Origin of the sequence: Neisseria sp. HMSC03D10 (genome assembly GCF_001807625.1) — a bacterium.
Lineage (GTDB): Bacteria > Pseudomonadota > Gammaproteobacteria > Burkholderiales > Neisseriaceae > Neisseria > Neisseria mucosa.
This window is the reverse complement of the sequence record NZ_KV789545.1, coordinates 3,906-16,195: the sequence shown is the minus strand read 5'-3', so window position 1 is coordinate 16,195 and position 12,290 is coordinate 3,906. Positions and strand designations below refer to the sequence as shown.

The 12,290-nt window shown below is 46.7% G+C and carries 9 protein-coding genes and 1 tRNA gene; all 10 read left to right on the top strand.

The window, feature by feature from the left end; translation table 11 throughout:
- On the top strand, nucleotides 1-75 hold a 75-nt coding region (locus tag HMPREF3066_RS12315), incomplete at its 5' end, for an EF-Tu C-terminal domain-related protein (protein ID WP_452299608.1).
- 6 nt (nucleotides 76-81) lie between these two features.
- Nucleotides 82-157 (top strand) — tRNA-Trp (locus tag HMPREF3066_RS06665).
- Between the two features lie 119 nt (nucleotides 158-276).
- Nucleotides 277-549 carry a preprotein translocase subunit SecE gene (gene secE / locus HMPREF3066_RS06660; protein ID WP_003779769.1) on the top strand — a complete coding sequence of 91 codons (273 nt, stop codon included), beginning with the start codon at nucleotides 277-279 and terminating at the stop codon, nucleotides 547-549.
- 2 nt (nucleotides 550-551) lie between these two features.
- Nucleotides 552-1,085 (top strand): transcription termination/antitermination protein NusG, encoded by a 534-nt coding sequence (nusG, locus tag HMPREF3066_RS06655; protein WP_003760509.1) that lies wholly within the window; start codon nucleotides 552-554, stop codon nucleotides 1,083-1,085.
- A gap of 106 nt (nucleotides 1,086-1,191) precedes the next feature.
- Nucleotides 1,192-1,626: a 50S ribosomal protein L11 gene (gene rplK / locus HMPREF3066_RS06650; protein ID WP_002220151.1), complete on the top strand. Its 435-nt coding sequence runs from the start codon at nucleotides 1,192-1,194 to the stop codon at nucleotides 1,624-1,626.
- Entirely contained in the window at nucleotides 1,626-2,321 is a 696-nt protein-coding gene (gene rplA / locus HMPREF3066_RS06645) for a 50S ribosomal protein L1 (RefSeq protein ID WP_003763421.1), read from the top strand. Before rplK ends, rplA begins: the two co-directional genes overlap by 1 nt.
- 227 nt (nucleotides 2,322-2,548) lie before the next feature.
- Nucleotides 2,549-3,049 (top strand): 50S ribosomal protein L10, encoded by a 501-nt coding sequence (gene rplJ, locus HMPREF3066_RS06640; protein WP_003760504.1) that lies wholly within the window; start codon nucleotides 2,549-2,551, stop codon nucleotides 3,047-3,049.
- A 58-nt stretch (nucleotides 3,050-3,107) separates the two neighbouring features.
- Nucleotides 3,108-3,479 carry a 50S ribosomal protein L7/L12 gene (gene rplL / locus HMPREF3066_RS06635; RefSeq protein WP_003677916.1) on the top strand — a complete coding sequence of 124 codons (372 nt, stop codon included), beginning with the start codon at nucleotides 3,108-3,110 and terminating at the stop codon, nucleotides 3,477-3,479.
- A 187-nt stretch (nucleotides 3,480-3,666) separates the two neighbouring features.
- On the top strand, nucleotides 3,667-7,845 hold the full coding sequence (rpoB, locus tag HMPREF3066_RS06630; protein WP_070441377.1) for a DNA-directed RNA polymerase subunit beta: 4,179 nt from the start codon (nucleotides 3,667-3,669) through the stop codon (nucleotides 7,843-7,845).
- 165 nt (nucleotides 7,846-8,010) lie between these two features.
- On the top strand, nucleotides 8,011-12,186 hold the full coding sequence (gene rpoC, locus HMPREF3066_RS06625) for a DNA-directed RNA polymerase subunit beta' (protein ID WP_003760500.1): 4,176 nt from the start codon (nucleotides 8,011-8,013) through the stop codon (nucleotides 12,184-12,186).
- The last annotated feature ends 104 nt before the right edge of the window (nucleotides 12,187-12,290 follow it).

Here is a 12,290-nt window from a genome sequence, read left to right as displayed (position 1 = left end):
GAAGGTCTGCGCTTTGCGATTCGCGAAGGTGGTCGTACCGTAGGTGCAGGTGTGGTTTCTTCTATCATCGCTTAAGTTTAGAGGCCAATAGCTCAATTGGTAGAGTATCGGTCTCCAAAACCGAGGGTTGGGGGTTCGAGACCCTCTTGGCCTGCCAAATAAAAAATTAACCGGCCCTGTGCCGGTTAATTTTTTTGCATTTCTTTTTTAGTAATTAATTTAAACCATTGCATGAGTGAGATAGTGCGACTTTGATGCTGTGGTGAGTGAGTAAAGATGACTGAACATACATCTGAACATAAAGCAGAAAAGTCGGGTCAGCTTGTAACATCCGGCAATCATTCTACGCCGCCTAAGCGAGAAGGGCTGCTTTCCTATTTTAAAAACTCATGGTCTGAGTTTAAAAAAGTTGTTTGGCCTACGCGAGATGATGCAGTTAAGATGACGATCTTCGTCGTTATATTTGTTGCAATCTTGGCAGTATTTATTTACGCGGCAGACAGTGCTATTTCCTGGCTGTTTTTTGATGTGTTGTTGAAGAGGGGGTAAAAATGTCAAAACGTTGGTATGTTGTGCAGGCTTATTCCGGCTTTGAGAAAAATGTCCAGAAGACCCTAAAAGAGCGTATCGCTCGCGAAGGCATGGAAGGTTATTTCGGTCAGATTCTTGTTCCGGTTGAAGAAGTGGTCGATATTAAAAATGGTCGCAAAACCATTAGCGAGCGTAAGTTCTATCCGGGCTATGTTTTGGTCGAAATGGAAATGACCGATGACTCATGGCATTTGGTGAAAAGTACCCCTCGAGTTTCAGGCTTTATTGGTGGTACGGCAAATAAGCCTACTCCGATTTCTCAAAGAGAAGCTGATGCAATCTTGCAACAGGTTCGTTCTGGAGTTGAGAAGCCTAAACCTAAAGTTGAATTTGAAGTGGGGCAGCAAGTTCGTGTAAACGAAGGACCTTTTGCTGACTTCAACGGTATTGTAGATGAAGTGAATTATGAGCGTAATAAATTGAGGGTTTCTGTTCAGATTTTTGGTCGTGAAACCCCGGTTGAGCTGGAGTTTGGTCAAGTAGAAAAGATTTAAGTTTTTAAATCCCTTGAAAAAAAATCTCTAAGTAAATATAATGCTGAATTCTTTTTTGGGAAGCGGAAATGGTTCCGCGCTATACCCGTTTTTAGGAGTCCTATAAGTGGCAAAGAAAATTATCGGCTATATCAAACTGCAAATTCCTGCAGGTAAAGCCAATCCATCTCCCCCAGTTGGTCCTGCTTTGGGTCAGCGTGGTCTGAATATTATGGAATTCTGTAAAGCATTTAATGCTGCAACTCAAGGCATGGAGCCTGGTTTGCCGATTCCAGTTGTAATTACTGCATTTGCGGATAAGTCATTCACTTTTGTGATGAAAACTCCTCCGGCCTCTATTCTGTTGAAAAAAGCTGCCGGTTTGCAAAAAGGTAGTTCTAATCCTCTGACAAACAAAGTGGGTAAATTGACCCGTGCTCAGTTGGAAGAAATTGCTAAAACTAAAGAACCTGATTTGACTGCTGCTGATTTGGATGCTGCTGTTCGCACTATTGCTGGTTCTGCTCGCTCAATGGGTTTAGATGTGGAGGGTGTTGTATAATGGCTAAAGTATCTAAACGCTTGAAAGCTTTGCGCTCTTCTGTTGAAGCCAATAAATTATATGCAATTGATGAAGCAATTGCTTTGGTAAAAAAAGCAGCGACTGCTAAATTTGACGAGTCTGTTGACGTATCTTTCAACTTGGGTGTTGATCCGCGTAAATCTGACCAAGTTATCCGTGGTTCAGTTGTTCTGCCTAAAGGTACTGGTAAAACAACCCGCGTGGCGGTATTTACTCAAGGTGCAAATGCTGAAGCAGCTAAAGAAGCTGGTGCTGATGTTGTCGGCTTTGAAGATTTGGCTGCTGAAATCAAAGCAGGTAATCTGAACTTTGACGTTGTTATTGCTTCTCCTGATGCAATGCGCATCGTTGGTCAGTTGGGTACTATCTTGGGTCCGCGTGGCTTGATGCCAAACCCTAAAGTGGGTACTGTTACTCCTAATGTGGCTGAAGCAGTTAAAAATGCAAAAGCAGGTCAAGTGCAATATCGTACAGACAAAGCTGGTATCGTTCATGCAACTATCGGTCGTGCTTCGTTCGCTGAAGCCGATTTGAAAGAGAACTTTGATGCGTTGCTGGACGCTATCGTTAAAGCTAAACCCGCTGCTGCTAAAGGTCAGTACCTGAAAAAAGTTGCTGTATCCAGCACTATGGGTTTAGGTGTTCGCGTTGATACATCAAGCGTGAATAACTAATCTAAGAAATTTTCACGCAACTCTATTTTTGAGTTGCTTGAATTTGGGCTACTTAGAATTAAGTAGATGTCCAAGACCGTAGGGATCGCAAGATTTAATCGTAACTGCCCTACGCAGACGGTAGTCCTGAAACACATTGCAAGATTGCTTGTAAGATGTCTTTTTAGGTTACCGCGCTGGTGGGATATCATTCCGATATCCTGTTTATAAACAGTGGGAGGTAGACCTTGAGTCTCAATATTGAAACCAAGAAAGTAGCCGTAGAGGAAATCAGCGCAGCAATTGCTAACGCTCAGACTCTCGTGGTTGCTGAATATCGCGGTATCAGTGTTTCCAGTATGACTGAGCTTCGTGCAAATGCGCGTAAAGAAGGCGTTTACTTGCGCGTTCTGAAAAACACATTGGCTCGTCGTGCAGTAGAGGGTACTTCATTCGCAGCTTTGGCTGATCAAATGGTTGGTCCATTGGTTTATGCTGCTTCTGAAGATGCTGTTGCTGCTGCTAAAGTGTTGCACCAATTCGCGAAAAAAGATGACAAGATTGTAGTTAAAGCCGGTTCTTACAATGGTGAAGTAATGAATGCTGCTCAGGTTGCTGAGTTGGCTTCTATTCCGAGCCGCGAAGAGCTGTTGTCCAAACTGTTGTTCGTTATGCAAGCTCCTGTATCAGGCTTTGCGCGCGGTTTGGCTGCTTTGGCAGAGAAAAAAGCAGGCGAAGAAGCCGCTTAATCAATTTTGTTTCTGTTAATCAATTATTTTTTAATACAATATTTGGAGTATAAATAGCATGGCTATTACTAAAGAAGACATTTTGGAAGCAGTTGGTTCTTTGACCGTAATGGAATTGAACGACTTGGTTAAAGCTTTTGAAGAAAAATTCGGCGTTTCTGCTGCTGCTGTTGCAGTTGCAGGTCCTGCTGGTGCTGGTGCTGCTGCCGCTGAAGAAAAAACTGAATTTGACGTAGTATTGGCTTCTGCCGGTGACCAAAAAGTTGGCGTGATTAAAGTAGTCCGCGCAATTACTGGTCTGGGTCTGAAAGAAGCTAAAGACATCGTTGATGGTGCACCTAAAACTCTTAAAGAAGGTGTTTCTAAAGCTGAAGCTGAAGACATCCAAAAACAATTGGAAGAAGCCGGCGCTAAAGTCGAAATCAAATAATTTGATGCTTCCTGTTAAGGCTGGCAGTTTTCTGCCAGCCTTATTTTGCTTATTGTTATTAGGTTAATTTGTTATTTACATTTATTTGCAATTTATTCGCAAGCTAAGTTTAAATAAATGTAAATAACACAAACAATAGGCGTTATTTCAGACGACCTCTTTTTTAAAATTGCTTTTCGGAGTGTATATGAACTATTCGTTTACCGAGAAAAAACGTATCCGTAAGAGTTTTGCAAAACGAGAGAACGTATTGGACGTTCCCTTTTTGTTGGCAACACAAATTGATTCTTATGCGAAATTTCTGCAATTAGAAAATGCTTTTGATCAGCGCACTGACGATGGTCTGCAGGCTGCATTTAATTCTATTTTTCCTATCGTAAGCCACAATGGTTATGCGCGTCTGGAGTTTGTGCATTACACGTTGGGTGAGCCTTTGTTCGATATTCCTGAATGTCAATTGCGCGGAATCACTTATGCAGCCCCTTTGCGCGCGCGTATCCGACTGGTTATTTTAGACAAGGAAGCGTCTAAACCGACAGTCAAAGAAGTTCGTGAAAATGAAGTATACATGGGCGAAATCCCATTGATGACTCCAAGTGGTTCGTTTGTCATTAACGGTACCGAGCGTGTAATTGTTTCTCAGTTGCATCGTTCTCCCGGTGTGTTCTTTGAGCATGACCGTGGTAAAACTCATTCCTCCGGTAAATTGTTGTTCTCTGCTCGAATCATTCCTTACCGTGGCTCGTGGCTAGATTTCGAATTTGACCCGAAAGATTTGTTATATTTCCGTATCGACCGTCGCCGCAAAATGCCGGTTACGATTTTGTTGAAGGCTTTGGGCTACAACAATGAGCAGATCTTGGATATTTTCTACGATAAAGAAACGTTCTATCTGTCTGAAAATGGTGTTCAAACCGATTTGGTTGTAGGTCGTCTGAAAGGTGAAACTGCCAAAGTTGATATCTTGGATAAAGAAGGCAACGTCTTGGTTGCTAAAGGCAAACGTATTACCGCAAAAAATATCCGTGATATCAGTAATGCGGGATTGACCCGTTTGGATGTGGAGCCGGAAAGTCTGATTGGCAAAGCTTTGGCCGCGGATTTGATTGATCCTGAAACGGGTGAAGTATTGGCTGTGGCCAATGATGAAATCACTGAAGAATTATTGGCAAAATTTGATATTCATGGTGTAAAACAGCTTACTACGCTTTACATTAATGAATTGGATCAGGGTGGCTATATTTCCAATACCCTGCGTACGGATGAGACTGCTGATCAACAAGCAGCGCGTGTTGCGATTTACCGCATGATGCGCCCAGGCGAGCCGCCTACCGAGGAAGCAGTCGAGCAGTTGTTTAACCGCTTGTTCTTCAGTGAAGACAGCTACGATTTGTCTCGCGTAGGCCGTATGAAATTCAATACGCGTACTTATGAGCAAAAATTGTCTGAAGTACAACAGCAGTCTTGGTATGGCCGTTTGTTGAACGAAACTTTCGCAGGTGCTGCCGAAAAAGGCGGTTATGTTCTGAGCGTCGAAGATATTGTTGCCTCAATTGCTACTTTGGTTGAATTGCGTAACGGTCATGGTGAAGTGGATGATATTGACCACTTGGGTAACCGTCGCGTGCGTTCGGTAGGTGAGTTGACTGAAAACCAATTCCGCAGCGGTTTGGCTCGTGTGGAACGTGCCGTAAAAGAACGCCTGAATCAAGCGGAATCAGAAAACTTAATGCCACATGATTTGATTAATGCGAAACCTGTTTCTGCTGCCATTAAAGAATTCTTCGGCTCAAGCCAATTGAGTCAGTTTATGGATCAGACCAACCCCTTATCTGAAGTAACCCACAAGCGCCGTGTATCTGCGTTAGGCCCGGGTGGTTTGACTCGTGAACGTGCCGGTTTCGAGGTGCGAGACGTGCATCCGACTCACTATGGCCGCGTATGTCCGATTGAAACGCCTGAAGGTCCGAACATCGGTTTGATTAACTCATTGTCCGTTTATGCACGTACCAATGATTATGGTTTCTTGGAAACTCCTTACCGCCGTGTTATCGACGGCAAAGTAACCGAGGAAATCGATTACTTGTCTGCTATCGAAGAAGGTCGTTATGTGATTGCACAGGCGAATGCTGATTTGGACAAAGACGGTAATTTGATTGGTGATCTGGTAACTTGTCGTGAAAAAGGCGAAACCATTATGGCAACGCCTGACCGTGTGCAATATATGGACGTGGCAACCGGTCAAGTGGTATCCGTAGCGGCATCTCTGATTCCGTTCTTGGAGCACGATGATGCGAACCGTGCATTGATGGGTGCCAACATGCAACGTCAGGCCGTACCGTGCCTGCGTCCTGAAAAACCGATGGTTGGTACCGGTATTGAGCGTTCTGTTGCTGTTGACTCTGCTACTGCAATCGTTGCCCGCCGCGGTGGTGTGGTTGAGTATGTCGATGCCAACCGTGTTGTGATTCGTGTTCATGACGATGAAGCGACTGCTGGTGAAGTGGGTGTCGATATTTACAACTTGGTTAAATTCACTCGTTCCAACCAATCTACCAATATCAACCAACGTCCTGCCGTCAAAGCCGGCGACGTTTTGCAACGCGGCGATTTGATTGCTGACGGTGCATCTACCGATTTGGGTGAATTGGCTTTGGGTCAAAATATGACCATCGCCTTCATGCCATGGAACGGTTATAACTATGAAGACTCGATTCTGATTTCCGAAAAAGTAGCTGCAGACGACCGCTATACTTCGATTCACATTGAGGAATTGAATGTCGTTGCCCGCGACACCAAGCTGGGTGCGGAAGATATTACCCGCGATATTCCGAACTTGTCCGAGCGTATGCAAAACCGTTTGGACGAATCCGGTATCGTTTACATCGGTGCGGAAGTGGAAGCAGGCGATGTGTTGGTAGGTAAAGTAACACCTAAAGGCGAAACCCAACTGACTCCTGAAGAGAAACTGTTGCGCGCCATCTTCGGTGAAAAAGCATCCGACGTAAAAGACACTTCGTTGCGTATGCCTACCGGCATGAGCGGTACGGTTATCGACGTTCAAGTCTTTACCCGCGAAGGTATCCAACGCGACAAACGTGCCCAATCCATTATTGATTCCGAGCTGAAACGTTACCGTCAAGACTTGGGCGACCAGTTGCGTATTTTCGATAACGACGCATTCGACCGTATTGAGCGTATGATCGTTGGCCAAAAAGCCAACGGCGGTCCGATGAAGCTGGCTAAAGGCAGCGAAATTTCGACAGAATATCTGGCGGGCTTGCCTAGCAAACACGATTGGTTCGATATCCGTTTGGCTGATGAAGATTTGGCCAAACAATTAGAACTGATTAAATTGAGTCTGCAACAAAAACGCGAAGAAGCGGACGAGTTGTACGAAATCAAGAAGAAAAAACTGACTCAAGGCGACGAGTTGCAACCAGGCGTACAAAAAATGGTGAAAGTATTTATCGCCATCAAACGCCGTCTGCAAGCCGGTGACAAAATGGCGGGCCGCCACGGCAACAAAGGTGTGGTATCGCGCATTCTGCCTGTGGAAGACATGCCGTACATGGCGGACGGTCGTCCTGTGGACATCGTACTGAACCCGTTGGGCGTACCTTCCCGTATGAACATCGGTCAGATTTTGGAAGTTCACTTAGGTTGGGCAGCAAAAGGTATCGGCGAGCGTATCGACCGTATGCTGAAAGAACAACGCAAAGCCAGCGAGCTGCGCGAGTTCTTGAACAAACTCTACAACGGCAGCGGTAAGAAAGAAGATTTGGATGCCCTGACTGATGAAGAAATCATCGAACTGGCTTCCAATCTGCGTAAAGGCGCATCTTTCGCATCGCCGGTGTTTGACGGTGCGAAAGAATCCGAAATCCGCGAAATGCTGAATTTGGCTTATCCGAGCGATGATCCTGAAGTCGAAAAACTGGGCTTTAACGACAGCAAAACCCAAATCACACTGTATGACGGACGCTCTGGCGAGCCGTTTGACCGCAAGGTAACAGTAGGTGTGATGCACTATCTGAAACTGCACCACTTGGTTGACGAAAAAATGCACGCGCGTTCTACCGGTCCGTACAGTCTGGTTACTCAACAGCCTCTGGGCGGTAAAGCTCAGTTTGGTGGCCAACGTTTCGGTGAGATGGAGGTTTGGGCGCTGGAAGCATACGGCGCAGCCTACACACTGCAAGAGATGTTGACCGTGAAGTCCGACGACGTAACAGGCCGTACCAAAATGTACGAAAACATCGTCAAAGGCGAACACAAAATCGATGCCGGTATGCCTGAGTCCTTCAACGTATTGGTTAAAGAGATTCGCTCACTGGGCTTGGATATCGATTTGGAACGTTACTAAACAGAAGTTTTCAGACGACCTCTTTAGGTCGTCTGAAAAAGCGGTTGCAGAATAAGAATGAATGAATCGGAATCTGAACCTATCAGGTCGTCTGAAACCGCAACGTACCGTTTCCAATATCGAAAATCCGCCACGCGGTAAAAATACTTCCTTCAAGGAGCAAAAATGAATTTGTTGAACTTATTTAATCCGTTGCAAACTGCCGGCATGGAAGAAGAGTTTGATGCCATCAAAATCGGCATTGCTTCTCCCGAAACCATCCGCTCATGGTCTTACGGCGAAGTTAAAAAGCCTGAAACCATCAACTATCGTACGTTCAAACCTGAGCGTGATGGTCTGTTCTGCGCCAAAATCTTTGGTCCGGTCAAAGACTACGAATGCTTGTGCGGAAAATATAAACGCTTGAAATTTAAAGGTGTAACCTGTGAAAAATGTGGCGTAGAAGTGACTTTGTCCAAAGTACGCCGTGAACGCATGGGTCATATCGAATTGGCCGCACCTGTTGCACACATTTGGTTCTTGAAATCCCTGCCTTCTCGTTTGGGCATGGTGTTGGACATGACTTTGCGCGACATCGAGCGCGTATTGTACTTTGAAGCATTTGTTGTGACCGACCCCGGCATGACTCCGCTGCAACGCCGTCAATTGCTGACTGAAGATGACTACTACAACAAACTGGACGAATACGGCGACGATTTCGATGCCAAAATGGGTGCAGAAGGTATCCGCGAATTGTTGCGCACCTTGGATGTAGCAGGCGAAATCGAAATCCTGCGCCAAGAGCTTGAGTCGACCGGTTCAGATACCAAAATCAAAAAAATCGCCAAACGCTTGAAAGTGTTGGAAGCCTTCCACCGTTCCGGTATGAAACTGGAGTGGATGATTATGGACGTGCTGCCGGTATTGCCGCCTGATTTGCGTCCTTTGGTTCCGTTGGATGGCGGTCGTTTTGCCACTTCCGATTTGAACGATTTATACCGTCGCGTCATCAACCGTAACAACCGTCTGAAACGCCTGCTGGAACTGCACGCTCCTGACATCATCGTCCGCAACGAAAAACGTATGTTGCAAGAAGCGGTTGACTCGCTGTTGGATAACGGCCGTCGCGGTAAGGCCATGACCGGTGCCAACAAACGTCCGCTGAAATCATTGGCAGACATGATTAAAGGTAAGGGTGGTCGTTTCCGTCAAAACCTGCTGGGTAAACGTGTGGACTACTCCGGTCGTTCCGTGATTACCGTAGGTCCATACCTGCGTCTGCACCAATGCGGTTTGCCGAAAAAAATGGCTTTGGAACTGTTCAAACCGTTCATTTTCCATAAACTGGAAAAACAAGGTCTGGCCTCTACCGTTAAAGCAGCGAAAAAATTGGTAGAACAAGAAGTACCGGAAGTATGGGACATCTTGGAGGAAGTCATCCGCGAACATCCGATTATGCTGAACCGTGCGCCGACCCTGCACCGTTTAGGTATTCAAGCGTTTGAACCCATCCTGATTGAAGGTAAAGCCATTCAGCTGCATCCGTTGGTATGTGCCGCGTTTAACGCCGACTTTGACGGTGACCAAATGGCGGTACACGTTCCATTGAGCTTGGAAGCGCAAATGGAAGCGCGCACCTTGATGCTGGCTTCAAACAACGTATTGTCTCCTGCAAACGGCGAACCGATTATCGTACCTTCCCAAGACATCGTATTGGGCCTGTACTACATGACTCGCGACCGCATCAATGCTAAAGGTGAGGGTAGCCTGTTTGCTGATGTGAAAGAAGTGCATCGTGCATACCATACCAAACAGGTTGAGCTGGGTACGAAAATCACCGTACGTCTGCGTGAATGGGTGAAAAACGAAGCCGGTGAATTCGAGCCAGTCGTTACCCGTTACGAAACGACTGTCGGTCGTGCATTGTTGAGCGAAATCCTGCCTAAAGGCTTGCCTTTCGAGTACATCAACAAAGCGCTGAAGAAAAAAGAAATTTCCAAACTGATTAACGCATCGTTCCGCCTGTGCGGCTTGCGCGATACGGTTATTTTCGCCGACCACTTGATGTATACTGGTTTCGGATTCGCAGCCAAAGGCGGTATTTCCATTGCTGTTGACGACATGGAAATTCCGAAAGAAAAAGCAGCCTTGTTGGCTGAAGCCAATGCCGAGGTTAAAGAAATCGAAGACCAATACCGTCAAGGTTTGGTCACCAACGGTGAACGCTACAACAAAGTGGTGGATATTTGGGGTCGTGCCGGCGATAAAATCGCTAAAGCGATGATGGACAACTTGTCCAAGCAAAAAGTTATCGACCGTGATGGCAACGAAGTCGATCAAGAGTCATTTAACTCCATCTATATGATGGCAGACTCCGGTGCCCGTGGTTCTGCGGCTCAGATTAAACAGTTGTCTGGTATGCGTGGCTTGATGGCAAAACCAGACGGCTCGATTATTGAAACGCCGATTACCTCAAACTTCCGCGAAGGTCTGACTGTATTGCAATACTTTATTGCGACCCACGGTGCGCGTAAGGGTTTGGCGGATACCGCATTGAAAACCGCGAACTCCGGTTACCTGACCCGTCGTCTGGTAGACGTAACTCAAGACTTGGTCGTTGTTGAAGACGATTGTGGTACTTCAGACGGCTTTGTTATGAAAGCGGTCGTACAGGGCGGTGATGTGATTGAAGCATTGCGCGATCGTATTTTGGGTCGTGTTACCGCGTCTGACGTTGTCGATCCGTCAAGTGGCGAGACCTTGGTTGAAGCCGGTACGTTGTTGACGGAAAAACTGGTGGATATGATTGATCAATCCGGTGTGGATGAGGTCAAAGTCCGTACCCCGATTACTTGTAAAACCCGCCATGGCTTGTGTGCGCACTGTTACGGTCGCGACTTGGCACGCGGCAAACTGGTTAATGCCGGTGAAGCAGTTGGCGTGATTGCCGCTCAGTCTATCGGTGAACCGGGTACCCAGTTGACCATGCGTACGTTCCACATCGGTGGTGCGGCATCCCGTGCGGCAGCAGCCAGCCAAGTTGAAGCCAAATCCAACGGTACGGCACGATTCAGCAGCCAAATGCGTTATGTTGCCAACAATAAAGGCGAATTGGTTGTCATCGGTCGCTCTTGCGAAGTAGTTATCCATGATGACATCGGCCGTGAACGCGAACGCCACAAAGTGCCTTACGGTGCGATCTTGATGGTTCAAGATGGTGAAGCCATTAAAGCCGGTCAAACGTTGGCAACTTGGGATCCGCATACCCGTCCGATGATTACCGAACACGCAGGTTGGGTGAAATTCGAAAATGTTGAAGAGGGTGTAACCGTTGCCAAACAAACTGACGATGTAACCGGTTTGTCTACCTTGGTGGTTATCGACGGCAAGCGCCGTTCCGGCAGCGCATCCAAACTGCTTCGTCCTACTGTAAAATTGTTGGATGAAAACGGTCTGGAAATCTGTATTCCAGGTACCTCCACCCCGGTATCTATGGCATTCCCTGTGGGTGCAGTGATTACCGTGCGCGAGGGTCAGGAAGTCGGTAAAGGCGACGTATTGGCGCGTATCCCGCAAGCCTCTTCCAAAACCCGCGATATTACCGGTGGTCTGCCGCGCGTTGCCGAGCTGTTTGAAGCACGCGTGCCGAAAGATGCAGGTATGCTGGCAGAAATTACCGGTACCGTTTCATTCGGTAAAGAGACCAAAGGCAAACAGCGTCTGATTATCACTGATGTAGACGGCGTAGCATACGAGACTTTGATTTCCAAAGAGAAACAAATTCTGGTGCACGACGGTCAAGTGGTAAACCGCGGTGAAACCATCGTAGACGGAGCGGTAGATCCGCATGATATTCTGCGTCTGCAAGGTATCGAAGCACTGGCGCGTTATATCGTTCAAGAGGTGCAAGAGGTTTACCGTCTTCAAGGCGTGAAGATTTCCGATAAACACATCGAAGTCATCATCCGTCAGATGCTGCGCCGTGTGAATATTGTCGATTCAGGTGAAACCGAATTCATTACCGGTGAGCAAGTCGAACGCGGCGATGTCATGACCGCCAATGAAAAAGCTTTGGAAGAAGGCAAAGAACCGGCACGTTACGAAAATGTATTGTTGGGTATTACCAAAGCCTCCTTGTCAACCGACAGCTTTATTTCTGCCGCATCGTTCCAAGAAACGACCCGCGTTCTGACCGAAGCCGCCATTATGGGCAAGCAAGACGAGTTGCGCGGTCTGAAAGAGAACGTAATCGTAGGTCGTCTGATTCCTGCCGGTACCGGTTTGACCTACCACCGCAGCCGCCGCCAGCAATGGCAGGAAGCAGAGCAAGAAGCTTCCGAAATCGAAGCAACAGATGAATAATCCGTAGGATGTTTGTTTAAAAGAAAACCGCAAGGCAATATCACTTGCGGTTTTCTTTTTCAGACGACCTGTGTGGATTATAGTGGATTAACTTTAAACCAGTA